Raw genomic sequence first — 17000 nt, forward strand, 5'->3', positions numbered from 1 at the left:
GTTAAAATATATATAAAATACTAAACTTATTAAAGCTTCACTTCATGAAGCACATGTTGTCCACGTTCATATTGAATGACTTCAAGTTGTTCCTGTGTATAGTCTTGACCATCGATTACAACATTAATATTTAATTCTGACCCCAGAATTGTTTTAATAAGTTTTAAATACAAATTGTACCTATAGTCTTATTTTGGACTTTAACTCTTAGTGATTTGAATTATAGTATGGAGAGCTAGTACAAAAATAAGAGAAATCCTTGGGAACTTTGAACTAAACCCTAAAAAAGATGACTTTTGCTAAAGTCATCTTTTTTATATCTACGATTCGTGGTACAGCTCAAATAGAAAATAAAGTCGATGAATTCGATTTGTACTTTCATTCTTACATGCTTCCCTACAGTATTTATACTAATTTATGAGTATTTAACTAGAAAAGTCACAAATCTAGAATCAAAAACAAAAAATGAATCAATATCTTATAAATTAGATAAAAACTTAGCAAAAAAATATAAACGTTTATATGTACAAACGGCAGGTAACTGACTAGGTTAGCCGCCGTTTGTGCATGACACGGAGGAGAAATCCCCGTTTTGAAAAGAGTGAAGCCGGTGGGAAGTCGGTTCTGAGGTAGTATGTGTAATATAAAAAAGATTATTCGTAAAGGGGAATGGGAGATGGACAAACAAAAACGCATTGAAATCGTAAATTCACTTCTTAGTTACTTAGCAGATCACGAAAAAGATATCTTTCATTATGAAGATGAAAATAGAACAGCTCATTTTAAACATGTTGGTAGCAATCTATGGTTCGTTGACCACTATTCCAATGCGTATGACAAGAAGCAATGCAGATACTTCTCAAGTGGCGGAACGGTGTGGGGGTAGTTCAAATTTGGTAATGATAATTCAAATGAGTGAAATGGTTATGCGGGATTGTATTGTACTCATTGGAGTCGGCCAGAAGAAGGAATGGAAAAGATGTGTAATTGTGCAAGGGAAATCAGGTATTTAAAAGCTTCATAAAATAGTTATTTGGATAGGAAAAGGGAAAAGAATTAAGTTCACTCGTTCTTAAGACTTTTCCCTTTAAAATTTACTTTTTGTTCGTTGTTCTATATACGTCTGAAATTGGTAAGTCCACGCCATGTAAATCTTGAGTAATGCCTGTCTTTTTAACATTGGTGTTGTTTGGATTATGTGCCTCTTGAGATGTTTCTTGCATTTGTTCTTGAGCCTTACTAGGAGTATTCAGAGCATCTGATGATACGTGGTCAAGTTGTTGACTTAATAGATTTTTTTTATCCATGTTATATAGCTCCTTTGTGAATTTAGATATAAAAACAATGTAATTATAAATAGTTACTTAGATATTTTGTATCTTTGAATGGAATCATATGCACAAATTATATTGAGAAATTAACTAATTATAAAAATTCAGTTTCCACTTGAACAGATTTTGCTTTTCCATACCAATCACATCCTTTTTTAGAGTGCTAGTATCAGTATGTCCAAGTTTGATAGACCATTTTCATATATTTCAAAGTTTTTGCACCAGAACCAGGTAGATTAATATATAATAATTCACTCAAAAAAGGAGTGAAAAGTAAGAATTGAAAGTCTTTTCACATTTTTTTCAAATAACACACAAAAATGCCATAAATCTATCTTATTTTTATATATAGCAGTTATTTCATAGGTAATGTTTCTTGAAATAGTTACTACATAGAAAGGAGATTTTAAAATGGATATGGATTCATATTATTGGGAAATGGTTAAGAAGAATATAGGAGTTTATTCTAAACAGGAACAAGAATGCCTTCGAGAGAAGAGGGTCATTATTTTTGGATTAGGGGGAGTAGGTGGATATGAAGCGATTCTGTTTTCTCGAATGGGAATAGGGCATATTACAGGTGTTGATCCCGATGAATTTGAAGTTTCTAATATTAACAGACAAATGTTAGCGCTTTCTAGTGTGTTAGGTGAACCAAAGGCAAAGGTTGCAGAACAAGTTGTAAAAGATATACACCCCTATATATCAACAAATTTTATACAAACAAGAGTAGATGAGGATAATGTAGTTGAACTTATAAAAGGACACGATGTTGTAGTAGAAGCCGTCGATGATATGCCTTCAAGAGTTATTATACATAGAACAGCTAGGGAATTGGGTATACCAAGTGTCGGGATGTCAGGTAGCCCCCCCACACGAGGATTTGTTTCTACATTTTTTCCAACCGGAATTCCTTATGAAGAAGCATTAAACATCTCAAGTGTCGGATGCAAATTAACAAATCAAGAATTAAGACAACAGATTGCTGATATAAAGAAAAGTCGAGCTTGGTATTCTGTGGAGAAAGGCGCACCGAAAGAGTGGGCACAAGATTTTTGTGATGGAAAAGCAGGGTGGATTATCACACCGATGCGTGCTCATCTATTGTCGCTATTTAGTTTTCATGAAGCAATACAAGTTTTAACTGGTCGTGAACCTCTAGCTAGAGCGCCTAAAGGCATTGTAATGGATTTAGATAGTCATATTCCGGTTCAAGTAAAAGAAGTCCCAAAGGGTGGATGGGATTATAAAACACTGTAAGGAGGAATATAATTTGTTAACAAAAAATAATGATATGCAAAATATATATGAAGAAAGTTTTACGCGAAATATTGGTGTCATCTCTGTAGAGGAGCAGGAGAAATTAAAAAATTCTCGAGTTACTGTAGTTGGGGCAGGAGGCGTAGGAGGAATTACACTCATCCAATTGGCACGAATGGGTGTGGGTTCTTTGCATGTTATTGATCAAGATATATTTGAAACAAGTAATATCAATCGACAAATGCTAAGTTCCATCAGTAAATTAGGACAGCAAAAAGCAGCGGTGGCTTTAGAAGTTTTGCAAGACATTAACCCATCATTACAAATAGAAATAACAAAAGAGTTTGTTACAGAGGACAATGCATTGGGACTTCTAACAAATACAGATGTCATTATAGATGCGACTGATAATTTAGTAGCAAGAGTAATCATCCATCGTACAGCTCAGATCTTAGGAATTCCTTCAATTTGGATTGCGGTGACGCCTCCATTTAGAGGTGGCGTCATGTCTTTTACTCCTGACTCTACACCCTATGAAATTGCGTTAGGATATCCGTCTTATCAACAAGAGCTAACAACAGAAATCCAAGATGAAATTCATAAATTAAAAGATGGGCGTGCTCTTCATTCTGTCACGTACGGCGCGGATGAGAACTGGGCAAATAGTTATGTACAAAAAAATCGGCCATGGGCGGTACTTTCTCCTGTTGCGAATATAGTAGGCATTCTAGCAAGCTTTGAAGCATTTAAATTTATGATAAATCGAGAAGAACTAAAACCTATAATAAGTCCAAATTTAATTCAAATTAACCTTGCAAATCAGAATATGGTACAAGTTTCTGTACCGGAAAATGGCAGTTGGGATTATACAACACTATAGATGAGGTAAAAGAATATGTTTCCTTTTTTGTTACTCGGAATTATTGTGGCACTCGCCCTGCTAATAAAGGATTATGCCCTAGCTGGTGCGGCTTGTTTATTAGGAGTTGTACTTGCTGTTGGACAAAAAACTTTATTACATCTTATTCAACAATATTCTTTTCCAATTGGTATTTTCTTTCTGATGTTATTCCTTTTAGTACCAATTACATCTGGGAAAATTACAAGTGAAAATGTAATAAAATTAATTACCTCTCCTATTGGATTAGGATCCATTCTAGCAGGTTTTACTGTGTCATACATAGGAGGAAAAGGTGTAGGAGTTCTACCTATGAATCCTACGATATTGCTAGGTGTCTTAATAGGTACTCTTATTGCCGTATTATTTACAAAAGGGTTACCAGCCGGATTAATTATTGCGGCAGGGATAATAGCTATTATTTCTATGAAATGAAAGGGATATTCTAAATGAAGATAAAATGGGCACATATTAGTTTAGTAGGGATTTTTTTGATAATACTTATGTCTAGTTGTTCTAATATCAAAGAAACTTCTCAAAATGATCAAACTTCTAAAGTGGTAAAACAAGAATTAGAAATTCAGCAAGGAGAAGAAAAATTATTTTTACTTCATAAAAACTTAAATAATAAAAAACAGTATACATCTGATGAAATTATCTTATTTTTAGAACCATTTAGTGTACCTACAGCTCAAGCATTTGATGTACCGAAACTTTCGTGGATGGATGAGTATGCCGGAAAAGGATATGATACTTGGGCTATGGACTTCAGAGGGTTTGGTCGTTCTTCTCGCCCTAAAGAAATGTCAGATTCTCCTTCCCAAAACCGTCCGGTTATTCATTTGAATGATGCAACTAAGGATCTAGAAACAATTGTAAATTGGATTAAAAAGAAGAGAAACGTAAAAAAAATTCATATTGTTGGATGGTCATATGGAGGCGTTGTAGCTGGAAATTATGCGATCTTCCATCCACAAGATATTAATAAAATGGTGTTATACGGATATATGCATGGATTTACGCTTCCTATGATGACAAAACCTCTTGAAAATCCATTACAACCTAATCAATTTAATCCTGAAGCATCAGCCTATCAAATGGTGGACTTTGATAAAGGAATGCATCATTGGCATATGATGATGGGAAATAAAAAAATTGTTACAAACGAAGCAATGGATGCCGTAAAACAAGTTTTTATTGATTCAGATCCTATGAGTAAGAAAAATAATCAAATGATTCGTCGACCAGTTGGTCCACTTGAAGATTTATTTTATATTTGGAAAAATCAACCTCTATATGATGTATCTAAAATTACTGTCCCAGTACTTGCTATTTATGGTGAAGATGACATATTTGCAGACCGAAATATGATGTCAAAATTAACAAGTACAAAACAAAAAAAAGAGGTAGTAATCCCTGATGCAACACACTGGGCTCTTTATGAAAAGAATCGTAATACCCTATTTGAACAGACATTAAACTTTATAGAAGCGAAAGAAGGCAAACAGGAATGAAAAAGGGTTTAACAATATTAGATGCTACCTTACGTGAAGGAGAACAACAATGTGGTATTCGTTTCTCCAAGGAAGACAAAATTAAACTACTTCACATGTTAGAAGATTTTGGAGTAAGTCTTATTGAAGTTGGACACCCTGGCATCTCTGAAGAAGAAGAAGAGATTTGCCGAGAAGTTGCAGCATCTGCAAAGCATGCCGAAATACTTATGCATGCTCGAGCTACAAATGAAGAAGTTCATGCGGCTTATCGGGCTGGTGCCAATTGGATAGGAATATGGGCGTCTATTAATTCAATTTCTTTACAAACAAAGTATAGTAATCGCTCAAAAGATTACGTCATCGATCAAGTGAAACAAGCTATTGAAGAAGCAAAATCTTTAGGGATGAAAATCCGTTTTACTATTGAAGATGCTTCACGAACTGAATGGGAAGATATCGCCTACATTGGACAGGTTGCAAATCTAGCTGGAGCAGACCGAATTAGTTTAGCAGACACTGTAGGAATTTGGGAACCAAGTCAGTGTGCGGAAATCGTGAAGAAATCTGTTGAGACATTCCATTGTGAGATTGAAGTTCATCTTCATAATGATTTAGGATTAGCACTAGCAAATGCTCTTGCTGCAATCGATTCAGGGGCATCTGTCATTGATACCACATTGTGCGGAATAGGTGAACGTGCAGGGATTGTTGACCTGCTAAACTTATCCGTTTTATTATCTCAAAAGCGTAATCTTCCGTACTTTAAACTACAGATGATTCCTGAATTAACTCAATCACTTCAATTAGCTACTGGTTGTAAAGTAGATCATTGGAGACCAATTATTGGGAAAAATATTTTTACACATACCGCACCCTATCATATGAAAGCTGTTCAGCAGAATTACTCAGCATACGAGGGCATTCAGCCAGAAATGATAGGAAGAGTAAGGAACATACAACAAAAACGCATAGAGAGAAAAGGGTCTAGGCTTTCAAAGTCTTTGCGAGTTAGTAAACCATTTGTAAAGGGAGCATCTGAGCTTTTATATCATCGAGATGGTCCAGGAAAACGTTGGGTACAGATGGATTATAGAACTGATGAACGAGCATCATTTTATGTGATACAGCGTGTATTTTACGATGCACAGATGGATGAGAACTTAGAAGGACATGTAGATATTCACGCACATCATTGTGATAGTGCCTTTATTTTCTGGGGGAATAGAATAGATGGTACTGGTCTCATATGTGAAGTGGAAATTGAAGGAGAATTGCAAATAATTGAAAGTCCAGCATCTGTTTTTATTCCATCGGGGTTAAAACATAGGTACAAATACCTTTCAGGGACAGGAACATATACAAACATCGTACTAGCACCTAATTATAATTCTAGTTTGCTAGAGAAAAATTTATGGGAAATACGTGTGCATTGATTGAAGATAGCAAAAGTTAGTGCATATATAAATTAAAAAAGTATAGAACGCCCATTTTTATACTTTTTTCTATAAGGGATCACCATACATGTCCATCTCCATAAAGCTATGGTTTTACACCATTCATTAATCAAAATAGACGTTATTCTTTCTGTAGAAGTATAGGAAAGGATGGCGTTTTTTGTATGGTCGTAAAATGGATGTTATTTTAAGAAAGACGCGATGTTTTGAACAAAGTTGAGACGTTTCTAAAAAAGTTGCGATGCTTGCTTCTTTTGATATGGTTATCAAAAGGTGTTGTGCATTTACAAGATGTAGTTAAGGAGCATTTTTTAATGAGAATGAGTCGAAAAAAACTTATAACAGAACAATAAACGTCGAACAAACCCCAGGGTGGGAAACAATTAAGGATGATGAAGAAAAAGGAGATACAGGTATAAGAACGAAAACGAATAGAAAGTTTCCAGTTTTTGAACGGGAAAGTTCATGGGGGGACGTATTTTCTGCGCTCTCAAATTCATGGATTACTATAGCTTTTTATGTGATTATCGTGGTGCTAATTATATATTTCCTTTACAAATCTATTTGGAAAAGGTTGACGAAAACAGAAATAGAGCAGGAGAAACAATCGGGAACAAAAGAGAATTCGGTAAGAACCGTAAAGAATGAAAAAGTCATTCATCAGTAAGAGCAACCACTGCCTACAGATACAATAAGGAAAAGATTAATTGAATGGGAGAGAACTTTACCATATCACGAACAGCGAAGGTCCTATGAAACGATGCAACAATGGTTAAAGAAAATTTGTAGAACGGGAGACATTATTCCGATATATGAGTCTGTACGATATGGTGAAAAGGTGTATACGGAGTTAAATCTAGAAAAGACTATGCGGTGGATAGAGAGGGATGGGAAGGTGGATATTTAAATATCCAGCCTTACTTTTTATAGGGGAATTTCAGTTGGGATATCTAAGTTTATCGGTATTGCATTTGATAAACTGGCAGCGAATAAGATGGCTAAATTAGATCCAATTGAGTGTTTACGATTTGAAAATAACTCTTTCTCAGCTTATCATATCAAAATTTGAACGTAAGCATTTTGTAAGGAATGGATAAGAAAAAAGAGAGATTTATCATATAGGATTAAAGTATAACTTGATGTGAAGGGAGAAGAAATTAACTTAAATAATCAATTAGATAATGGAGTATTGCAAGAAATAGTAGTGATTTTTTGGCACAACATGTATGTCAAAAAATGAGAGTTACAGGTTGTTAGGAACGAAATTATCGGTACTTAAAATAGAGGCATTATATTTTTAGTGAAGAAAAGAGTTGTACGAATGAATCATTAATACGATATTAATAGAGGAGAGGGAGCCTTATGAAAAAATGTAATTCAATTAAGTTAGCAAGTTTGGCAGTTTTATTAGCGGGTACTACTCTATTCACACCCGGCTTTCCGGTGAAAGCAGAGTCGGTTCAAAATATTTCTAGTCCGTCACAATCACATGATCAAAAGAACCGGAATGGTTGGAAACAAGTAATGCAGGAAACAGTACAGCTTGGAACACCAGGGATATTAGCTAAGACGTCTAACAACGGAAAAACTAGTAGTTATACAGCTGGCGTGGCGGATTTAAGTACAAAGCAACCGATGAAATCGGATTATCGCTTTCGGATTGGTAGTGTGACGAAGACTTTTACTGCCACGACTGTTCTTCAATTAGTAGGAGAAAATCGCATACAACTTGATGATCCAATTGAAAAGTGGCTACCGGGTCTCATTCAAGGAAATGGGTATGATGGCAATCAAATTACGATACGTCAACTTTTGAATCATACGAGTGGTATAGCTGAATATTTAAAGTCAAAAGACGCTGACATAATGAATTCGAAAAAAACGTATACAGCAGAAGAAATAGTGAAAATGGGGCTTTCTCTACCACCTGATTTTTCGCCAGGTAAGGGATGGTCGTATTCAAACACAGGATACGTAATATTGGGAATGCTGATTGAAAAAATAACTGGAAATAGTTATGCAGAAGAAATTGAAAAGCGAATTATTGAACCTTTGGATCTGTCAAATACGTTTTTACCAGGGAATTCAACCGTTATCCCAGGAAAGAATCATGCTCGAGGGTATATGAAAATTGAAGGAACAAGCGAGTTGAAAGACATAACGTATTATAATCCGAGTTTAGCTAAGTCAGCTGGAGATATGATTTCTAATGCGGACGATTTAAATAAGTTTTTTTCGTCTTTACTCGGTGGTAAGTTACTGAGGGAAAATCAACTAAAAGAAATGCTTACCACAGTTCCTGTAGAAGGAAAAGGTGTTGGTGATGGATATGGTCTTGGAATCTATGAGACTAAACTTCCAAACGGTGTTTCAATTTGGGGTCACGGAGGGGCAATTCCTGGATTTACAACTTTTGCTGGGGGAGTAATTGGAGGCAAACATACATTGTCTGTCAGTATTAACTCTTTAGGTGCGATTGATATTGGTACGCAGTTTAATAAAATGATGCAAATTGAATTTAATAAATAGAAAAAAGAAAGTGAATTGGATTCTGCTATAGTTGTATATAAAAGAGATGCTTTTTAAATTTTGCAAATATGGACAGTATTAGCATTTATGGTATGGCATCAAGTTTATGTAGAACACAAATACGATACAAGTGTATTTCAAAGTGAAAGTCAATCTTATAGCTCAGTATAAAAATAAAAAGGATGTCAGTTGCATGACATCTTTTTTATGTTGGATCAAAGAGGTATGTACTTTGTTCTGAAAATTGTTATTTTTACAATTGTTAAATATAATAAAGGTTATAGGGGTTTATACAGGGGAGTTATGAATAGATAATACTTTAGTTAGTTAATTATTTCTCGTTGTAACCAAAATAATCATGAGTTGATTTGGAGTTGAATACATTGGAACAAAACCATTTTAGATGGAGTAACAAGCAATTACGAGAGCATGTTGAAGTAGTAGATGGTGCTAGAAGTCCGCACATTTTATTAAAGAATGCAACGTATTTAAATCCGTACATACGTGAATGGACGATAGCGAATATTTGGATTTATGATGATCGAATAGTATATGTGGGAGGAAAGTTGCCGCAACAATTAAATGATTGTGAAGTTATAGATTGCGAAGGAAAGTATTTAGTTTCTGGATATATAGAACCGCATGCACATCCATACCAATTATATAACCCGAAGACTTTAGCAAATCATGCGATGCAATTTGGTACAACTACATTAATAAATGATAATTTAACATTATTTTTCACATTACAACGTGAAGTAGCCTTTCGTTTATTAGATGAATTCAAAAAGGTTCCAGCAAGTATGTACTGGTGGTGTCGTTTCGATGGACAGACCGAGCTGCAAAATGGTCAATCTTTGTTTAATAGTGAAGAAATAATGGAATGGCTTAACCATGAAGACGTTCTTCAAGGCGGCGAGTTAACAGCGTGGCCAAAACTATTAAATGGCGATGATGAAATGTTAAATTGGGTACAGGAAACGAAACGGTTACAGAAGAAAATAGAAGGCCATTTTCCGGGGGCATCTGAAACTACGTTAGCGAAATTAAAGTTACTTGGTACCGATTGTGATCATGAGGCGATGACAGGGCAGGAAGCGTTAACACGTCTTATGCAAGGCTACACCGTTTCTCTTAGAAATTCTTCGATCCGCCCAGATTTAGAAGTTTTACTGAAAGAATTACTGGAATTAGGTGTTAGACAATTTGATAGATTCATTTTAACAACTGACGGTTCACATCCGTCATTTTATGAAAATGGTATGACAAATGTGATGATTTCTACCGCGATAAAACAAGAAATCTCAGTAATTGATGCTTATAATATGGCAAGCTATAACATTGCTCGTTACTATAATATGGAGCATTTACACGGTACGATTGCAACAGGAAGAATTGCAAACATTAATATATTGGAAAGCAAAGAAAATCCAACTCCGATTAGTGTAATCGCAAAAGGGAAATGGGTAAAGCGTGAAGGAATAAACAAAAATGAATCAGTAAGTGTACAATGGGATAAATTCCAAGTAGCTCCTTTACAATTAGACTGGTGCTTGCAGAAAGAAGACATGAATTTTTCTAATACAACTGGCATAAAATTATTAAATGACGTTATTACACAGCCATATGTTAGTGAAATTGAATTAAACTGTGAGGAACTTTCTTATGAACATGATGAATGTTTCTTAATGATGATTGCGCGTGATGGTACTTGGCGAGTGAATACAGTTGTGAAAGGTTTTGCGAATCGATTAGGTGGCTTTGCAAGCTCCTATTCTGGTACGGGTGATATTATTCTAATTGGAAAGAGTAAAGAAGATATGTTAGGCGCATTTAATAGAGTGAAAGAACTCGGCGGTGGAATGGTACTAACTGAAAGGAATGAAGTTTTACATGAGATTTCATTGCCTTTATTAGGTATTATGTCAGACTTAGAAATGAGCGCATTAATACATAAAGAGAAAATGATGGTGAAATTATTACAAGAACGAGGTTATACTTATAACGATCCAGCTTTCACAATACTATTCTTTTCAGCGACTCATCTACCTTTTATTAGAGTGACACCAATAGGTTTATATGATGTAAAGAATAGAGAAGTAATTGCTTCACCAATTAAATGTTAAATATAAATCCTCTATAAAAATTAATTTTATAGGGGATTTATATTTATAGAATAAGAATAGAATCTCCTCAAAAACAAATAATATAGTATCTAAATTATTTGAGGTGATACTTAAATATGAAAAAACTACTGTATGTTTTAAGTGTATTTATTTTGTGTGTATCTATTCAACAGGTTGTGCATTCTCAAACAGATGCATCAAGGCTGTCTTCGGATTGTCTGGAAGAAAGGAAAATTCGTGATGAAAAGTATGTGAAAAGTATAATGAAAGACATCAAATCTACTTTCGAAATAAATATTGATGAAGGTGGATTTATGGAAGTAAGTAAAAAAGATTTAGAAGCTGCGCACTTAATGTATGGTGGACGGGAAAATGATTCTTATTATAATTCGTTAACTAAAGTTTTTGCTAATGGCGGATATAGAGGAGAGCCTAGGTTGTTTGTGAAGGCACTTGAAGCATTTTTACTGTATAAAGAAATAGACGATACAAATGTTATGAAACGCCTAAAACTGGAAAAAGGGGAATGGGTTGTTACCGAAACGAAAAAGAAGCAAGGGAAAATAGTGGAATACAAACCGTTACAATGTGAAAAGGATTATATGAAAAGGAGAAATGAATAACAAAGTATAGAATGATATAGCCAAATACTAATTAATGTTGTTTCTATCCACTGATAGCTTGTTGTCTATATAAAATAGGGAAAGGTAAGTAAACATATTAGTCTTATGTAATATGCTTATTTACCTTTTTTTGAATGGGTTTAAAATTCGGAATGGTGTTTGGTGAAAATGATTTGCTGGCTAATGCGATTATAATATTCAACTCCTCTTTTCATCGTAAAAAGAGGAGTTTGTGTCAAAAGATTTATACATTGCTGAACCGTTTGTGTATATTTTATTCTACAGTATTAATAAAGGAATGTTTGCTATTCACAAGAAATATCATTGGCACGGTTTTTGCTTGTATTAAATTTAAGGAGGGAGGATTAAACTAAAGGAATTTGTATTAGTGATAGTAAAAAACAAGCGACTATTGCATTATTGATCTTACTTGTATTTATAGCGGAGTTGTAAATACATACAAATAAGAATGTTTTGGTTTTAAAAGTCAGAATCTTCTTTTAATTTATTAGGGGGTAACGGTATGGTTAAATATTCAAAAATTTCTAAGCTGATTCTTGGTGTTGGACTAGTGACAATATCATGTAATGGTTTGCAAATTCAAGCAGAGACAAAAGAAAAAAATGTGAAGAACGTATTACAAATGGAGCCAGTAGGAATACAGAAATCCGTTGATGAGCTGGCGCACTCTTCGAAAGTACAAGAAAATGCATCTTTTACAAAACGGTTAAAGTTAGCGGATTTATCGCAGCGTCCGCTAGCGCCAAATGAGAATGCAAAACAGTTAGCTGAAGAGAAAAAATATTCGATGGCCGAATTAAATCAATTAAGCAATAAACAATTAACTGATCTTCTTGTGACAGTTAAATGGTATCAAATTCCGGAATTATTTCAGTTTAATAGTGATAGTCTTAAGTTCTATCAAGATGATAGTCGCATGCAAGCGATAATTGATAAACTAGCAGAACAGGGACAAGCTTATACGAAAGATGACTCAAAAGGGATTGAAACATTAGTAGAAACTTTACGCGCGGCATTTTATTTAGGTTTTTACCATGATGAATTAAGCAAACTAAATGAGCGTAGCTATCATGATAAATGTTTACCGGCTTTAAAGACAATTGCAAAGAATCCAAATTTCAAACTCGGTACATCAGCACAAAACCAAGTTATTTCATCTTATGGAATGTTGATTGGAAACGCATCCGCTGATGCTGAGGTTGTTCAATATGCAGGTGAAATCTTCAAACAATATAACGATAATGTGGCAACTTTCATTGAAGACCATACAAAAGGAAATGCTGTATATGAGTTGATGAAAGGAATTGATTATGACATTCAGACGTATATGTATAATACGGGAAAAGAAGCAAAAGATACGATGTGGTATCGAAACATCGATGGTTTTATTAATGAAATTAGTCGTTTTGCGCTAATTGGTACTGTAACAGATAAAAACGGATGGTTAATTAATAACGGAATTTACTACGCTGGCCGATTGGGCAAGCTTCATAGTACGCCAACAAAAGGACAGCAAGTTGTTACAGATGCAATGCGAATTTATCCATATTTAGGGGAGCAATATTTTGTTGCGGCAGAACAAATTACTACAAATTATGGAGGAGTAGATGCGAACGGAAAAACTATAAATTTAGATCAAATTCGAGAAGATGGTAAAAAGAAATATTTACCGAAAACGTATACGTTTGATGATGGAGCAATTGTCTTTAAAGCTGGTGATAAAGTTAGCGAAGAGAAAATTAAACGTCTGTACTGGGCGGCAAAAGAAGTACGTTCTCAATTTTATCGTACAGTTGGTAGTGATAAACCACTTGAAAGTGGACATGCTGATGATGTGTTAACAATGGTTATTTATAATAGTCCAGAAGAATATCAATTTAACCGTCAATTGTATGGTTATGAAACGAATAATGGTGGGATTTACATTGAAGGAAGTGGAACGTTCTTTACATATGAACGTACACCACAGCAAAGTATTTATAGTTTGGAAGAATTGTTCCGTCATGAATTTACACACTATTTACAGGGAAGATACGAGGTTCCGGGATTATGGGGCCAAGGGGAAATGTATCAAAATGAACGTTTAACATGGTTTGAAGAAGGGAATGCGGAGTTTTTTGCAGGTTCAACGCGATTAGACAGTGTAGTACCACGAAAAAGCATAATTGGTGGATTGTCGTATGATCCTGCGAAACGTTACACAGCAGCACAAACATTAAATGCAAAATATGGAACATGGGATTTTTATAACTATTCGTTTGCATTACAATCTTATATGTATAATAACCGTCCTGAAATGTTCGATAAAGTGCATGATTTAATTCGTGCAAATGATGTTCCAGGTTACGACACGTACCGTTCTACATTAAGCAAAGATAATAAATTAAATGAAGAATATCAATCTTATATGCAAATGCTTATTGATAATCGTGATAAGTATACAATTCCACAAGTATCAGATGAGTATTTAGCACAGCATGCTCCGAAACCGCTTTCAGATGTTGCGTCAGATATCACCAATGAAGCAAAGTTAAAAAATGTGAAGGTAACAAAGAATAAATCACAATTCTTTAATACATTCACACTACAGGGAACATATACAGGAAGTGCAGCAAAAGGAGAAATTGAGGACTGGAAAGTGATGAATCAAGCAACGAATGATATGTTGAAACATCTATCAGAAAAAGAGTGGAGTGGATACAAAACATTGACTGCTTATTTTGTAAATTACCGTGTCAATGATGCTGGACAATTTGAATATGATGTTGTATTTAGTGGAGTGAATACGGAGGAAGGTACTGCTGTAGAAAAAGAACCGAATAATTCATTTGATACAGCAAATCCATTATCTTTGAACACGTTATTAAGAGGAAACTTAAGTGATCAAGATCAAGTTGACCGATTTGTGATCGATGTAAAGGACCCAAAAGATTTACAAATTACCGTTACGAACGAACAAAACCTTGGACTGAACTGGGTGTTATATTCTGAATCAGATCTAGATAATTATGTAGCTTATGCAACAAAACGTGATGGAAACAAATTGCTTGGAAATTATAATGCGAAGCCAGGGAAATATTACTTAAGTGTATATAAATATGGCGGCGGAACAGGGAATTATACAGTAGAAGTAAAATAATTTAATAATGAAGAAATTAAAATTTCTTTGTTAGAAAAATCGGCTGATATTGAAAAAAATCTACTGAAATATTAATTATTAATAAAAATCAGTGAAAACTTGTATATTATATGGATATTTATTGTGTAGAAATGATGTAGGTGCTTTTGAATTAAAGTTCTTGTTAAATTAAATGTGATTTACTGAAAATGGATATTTTCAATTACAGGTGTGGTTTTTATAATAACACTTATACTTAAACGATTTTTGTATTGTATTTTTTAGTGTAAGAAAGTATGTAAAGCCAGTATAACCCCGTATTAAGAACGGGGTTATACTGGCTTTAAATTTTATAATTAAACAACTGCATTGGATTTTAACAAGAAAGAAACTAATACGGATTAAAATTCTCGTTCGTAAAGCATCTTCATGGTAAAATCTACTGAAATCATTTTACATATAAATTCATCTCACTATAGTCGTTCATCAATAGATTCATACAAAGAATGGAGTGAATAACCTGTAAGTTAAACAGTCTTATAAAATGAAAATCACGTTTCACCATTAAAATGACCATTTTAATCTTCTTAATGCTTCTTCATTTCTATCTCTATTCTGTTTGCCAAATCAGTTGATACCTTATTGAAATACCCCATAACTACCTTTCTAATATCATCGGATATAACTTTCAAATCACTAGCTAAATTTTCAGCAAGATGTTCTTTCTCTATTTGTGTTAACTTCTCATAAAACTCACCAGCCTGTGCAAAGTCATTTTGCTTAGTTATAGAAGTTCTTTCAAGCTTTCCTTCAACGTATCTTCCGTCACCACTTGTAATTTGATTAGCAGGTGTCCAATCTTGCTGTTGGTTAATCGCTATTTTACGAAATTCGGGTCCAATTCTTCTTCTTTGAGAATCACTATAAATGTTAGCGCGGCCTTGCAACATTTTATCATCTGATAGTTCTGCACCGTCTAGTAAATTAGAAGGGGAGAAGGCGACTTTTTCTACTTGTTCCATATAGTTTTCAGGATTTTTATTTAATACCATTTTGCCTACTGGTATAAGAGGATACTCCTTTTCATCCCATACTTTTGTATCGTCTAAAGGGTCATAAGAAAGGTGTGCTTCATCTTTTGGATCCATGAGCTGGACATATAAACCATATTCCACTGGTTTACCAGCCTCAATTGCATCGTATAAATCTTTCCCGCTATAATCAGGATTTTCGGCAGCTAGTTTATTTGCTTCCTCACTATTAATGAATTGTACACCTTCAAATGGATACCAATGATACTTTACGTACTTTCGATAACCTTGAGCATTTCTCCAAACATATGTATTTACACTATGTCCTGGGATGTGGCGAAGACTTTTTGCCGTACCAGCATCAGAGTATAAACGGACAACAAAATGAATGGATTCGGGTGCTCTAGCGACAAAACTCCAAAATCTATCAGGGTCTATTAAGTTATTTTTAGGTGAAGGCAACAACGCTTTAATAGTTTCAGGGAAACGCATCGGATCTCGAACAGAAAAGACAGGAAGATGATTGCATAAAAGATCAAATACGCCTTCTTTTGTATAAAATTTTGTAGCAAAACCGCGTACATTTCTAGAAGTATCAGGTGTTCCTTTCGTACTAACAGCTAACGAAAACCGCACCATAACAGGAACTTTCTCATTTGAATTTTGTAAAAAGCTTAGTTTTGTATGTTCAGACATCGGATATATCGTTTGAAAATAACCGAATGCACCAAATCCTTTTGCATGAACAGGTCTTTCTAAAATTTTTTCATGAATAAATTCTTGTAACGCCTCGTGCAGTACACTATCTTGCTTTAAAACAGGTCCACGTGAACCAACTGTTTGAGAGTGAAGTTTAGCTGGCTCATTAAGTTCTCGATCGCTATTAAAGTCTTCTCCAAATAAAGATTGCCTCTGTTTATCATATTTTTCATTCATCGATATAGCCTCCAAAATTTTTTCGTTGATTGTTACTAAATATGATTCTTTAGCCTCGATTATGTATTACATACGAAGTTCAAATTAGTAACATACCGCTAGATGAAAAAAACGCACATGCAGTGGACCTGTTGAAATAGAAGAAATTATGGAAAAATGAATATCGGGAAGAGAAAT

General features: G+C 34.4%; 13 protein-coding genes and 1 pseudogene. 11 read left to right on the forward strand and 3 right to left on the reverse strand.

Annotation, left to right across the window (positions count from 1 at the left end):
• Positions 1-29: 29 nt before the first annotated feature.
• Positions 30-173 carry a hypothetical protein gene (locus BAU28_RS30450; protein WP_165615170.1) on the reverse strand — a complete coding sequence of 48 codons (144 nt, stop codon included), beginning with the start codon at positions 171-173 and terminating at the stop codon, positions 30-32.
• A 503-nt stretch (positions 174-676) separates the two neighbouring features.
• Here BAU28_RS30450 and BAU28_RS31585 point away from each other — a divergent pair.
• Entirely contained in the window at positions 677-886 is a 210-nt protein-coding gene (locus BAU28_RS31585; protein ID WP_400559489.1) for a hypothetical protein, read from the forward strand.
• A gap of 208 nt (positions 887-1094) precedes the next feature.
• Here BAU28_RS31585 and BAU28_RS16445 read toward each other — a convergent pair whose 3' ends face one another.
• The gene (locus BAU28_RS16445) at positions 1095-1307 is read right to left on the reverse strand and encodes a hypothetical protein (RefSeq protein WP_071719178.1); all 213 of its coding nucleotides are present in this window, start codon (positions 1305-1307) and stop codon (positions 1095-1097) included.
• A 435-nt stretch (positions 1308-1742) separates the two neighbouring features.
• On the opposite strand from BAU28_RS16445, the gene BAU28_RS16450 reads away from it, so the two are divergent.
• The 10 genes and pseudogenes from BAU28_RS16450 to colA all read left to right on the forward strand — a co-directional run bounded on the left by BAU28_RS16450 (position 1743) and on the right by colA (position 14877).
• On the forward strand, positions 1743-2591 hold the full coding sequence (locus BAU28_RS16450) for a HesA/MoeB/ThiF family protein (protein ID WP_071719179.1): 849 nt from the start codon (positions 1743-1745) through the stop codon (positions 2589-2591).
• Between the two features lie 13 nt (positions 2592-2604).
• On the forward strand, positions 2605-3471 hold the full coding sequence (locus tag BAU28_RS16455; RefSeq protein WP_083594764.1) for a HesA/MoeB/ThiF family protein: 867 nt from the start codon (positions 2605-2607) through the stop codon (positions 3469-3471).
• Between the two features lie 15 nt (positions 3472-3486).
• Positions 3487-3924 (forward strand): DUF441 family protein, encoded by a 438-nt coding sequence (locus BAU28_RS16460; protein ID WP_002172501.1) that lies wholly within the window; start codon positions 3487-3489, stop codon positions 3922-3924.
• A gap of 14 nt (positions 3925-3938) precedes the next feature.
• Positions 3939-5003 (forward strand): alpha/beta hydrolase, encoded by a 1065-nt coding sequence (locus BAU28_RS16465; protein ID WP_071719180.1) that lies wholly within the window; start codon positions 3939-3941, stop codon positions 5001-5003.
• A complete protein-coding gene (locus BAU28_RS16470) occupies positions 5000-6418 on the forward strand; it encodes a homocitrate synthase/isopropylmalate synthase family protein (RefSeq protein ID WP_071719181.1) in 1419 nt (472 codons plus the stop codon). The genes BAU28_RS16465 and BAU28_RS16470 overlap by 4 nt, the downstream gene beginning before the upstream one ends.
• Positions 6419-6645: 227 nt before the next feature.
• Positions 6646-7346, forward strand: a pseudogene (locus BAU28_RS30955) (signal peptidase II).
• A gap of 455 nt (positions 7347-7801) precedes the next feature.
• The gene (locus BAU28_RS16480) at positions 7802-8968 is read left to right on the forward strand and encodes a serine hydrolase domain-containing protein (RefSeq protein WP_071719182.1); all 1167 of its coding nucleotides are present in this window, start codon (positions 7802-7804) and stop codon (positions 8966-8968) included.
• Positions 8969-9351: 383 nt separating this feature from the next.
• Positions 9352-11094: an adenine deaminase C-terminal domain-containing protein gene (locus tag BAU28_RS16485; protein WP_071719183.1), complete on the forward strand. Its 1743-nt coding sequence runs from the start codon at positions 9352-9354 to the stop codon at positions 11092-11094.
• A gap of 116 nt (positions 11095-11210) precedes the next feature.
• Complete coding sequence (locus BAU28_RS16490) at positions 11211-11717, forward strand: hypothetical protein (protein ID WP_071719184.1); 507 nt, start codon at positions 11211-11213, stop codon at positions 11715-11717.
• Positions 11718-12240: 523 nt separating this feature from the next.
• Positions 12241-14877 (forward strand): collagenase ColA, encoded by a 2637-nt coding sequence (colA, locus tag BAU28_RS16495; RefSeq protein ID WP_071719185.1) that lies wholly within the window; start codon positions 12241-12243, stop codon positions 14875-14877.
• Positions 14878-15443: 566 nt separating this feature from the next.
• Here colA and BAU28_RS16500 read toward each other — a convergent pair.
• Positions 15444-16823 (reverse strand): catalase, encoded by a 1380-nt coding sequence (locus BAU28_RS16500; protein ID WP_071719186.1) that lies wholly within the window; start codon positions 16821-16823, stop codon positions 15444-15446.
• Positions 16824-17000: the final 177 nt, after the last annotated feature.

It is taken from the genome of Bacillus paramycoides, from assembly GCF_001884235.1.
Taxonomy (GTDB): Bacteria; Bacillota; Bacilli; order Bacillales; family Bacillaceae_G; genus Bacillus_A; species Bacillus_A paramycoides.

Bases quoted from the DNA above. Each gene is read 5' to 3' on its own strand.
- BAU28_RS31585 (WP_400559489.1), top strand. From the start codon at position 677: ATGGACAAACAAAAACGCATTGAAATCGTAAATTCACTTCTTAGTTAC.
- BAU28_RS16445 (WP_071719178.1), bottom strand. From the start codon at position 1,307: ATGGATAAAAAAAATCTATTAAGTCAACAACTTGACCACGTATCATCA.
- BAU28_RS16450 (WP_071719179.1), top strand. From the start codon at position 1,743: ATGGATATGGATTCATATTATTGGGAAATGGTTAAGAAGAATATAGGA.
- BAU28_RS16460 (WP_002172501.1), top strand. From the start codon at position 3,487: ATGTTTCCTTTTTTGTTACTCGGAATTATTGTGGCACTCGCCCTGCTA.
- BAU28_RS16465 (WP_071719180.1), top strand. From the start codon at position 3,939: ATGAAGATAAAATGGGCACATATTAGTTTAGTAGGGATTTTTTTGATA.
- BAU28_RS16470 (WP_071719181.1), top strand. From the start codon at position 5,000: ATGAAAAAGGGTTTAACAATATTAGATGCTACCTTACGTGAAGGAGAA.
- BAU28_RS16480 (WP_071719182.1), top strand. From the start codon at position 7,802: ATGAAAAAATGTAATTCAATTAAGTTAGCAAGTTTGGCAGTTTTATTA.
- BAU28_RS16490 (WP_071719184.1), top strand. From the start codon at position 11,211: ATGAAAAAACTACTGTATGTTTTAAGTGTATTTATTTTGTGTGTATCT.
- colA (WP_071719185.1), top strand. From the start codon at position 12,241: ATGGTTAAATATTCAAAAATTTCTAAGCTGATTCTTGGTGTTGGACTA.
- BAU28_RS16500 (WP_071719186.1), bottom strand. From the start codon at position 16,823: ATGAATGAAAAATATGATAAACAGAGGCAATCTTTATTTGGAGAAGAC.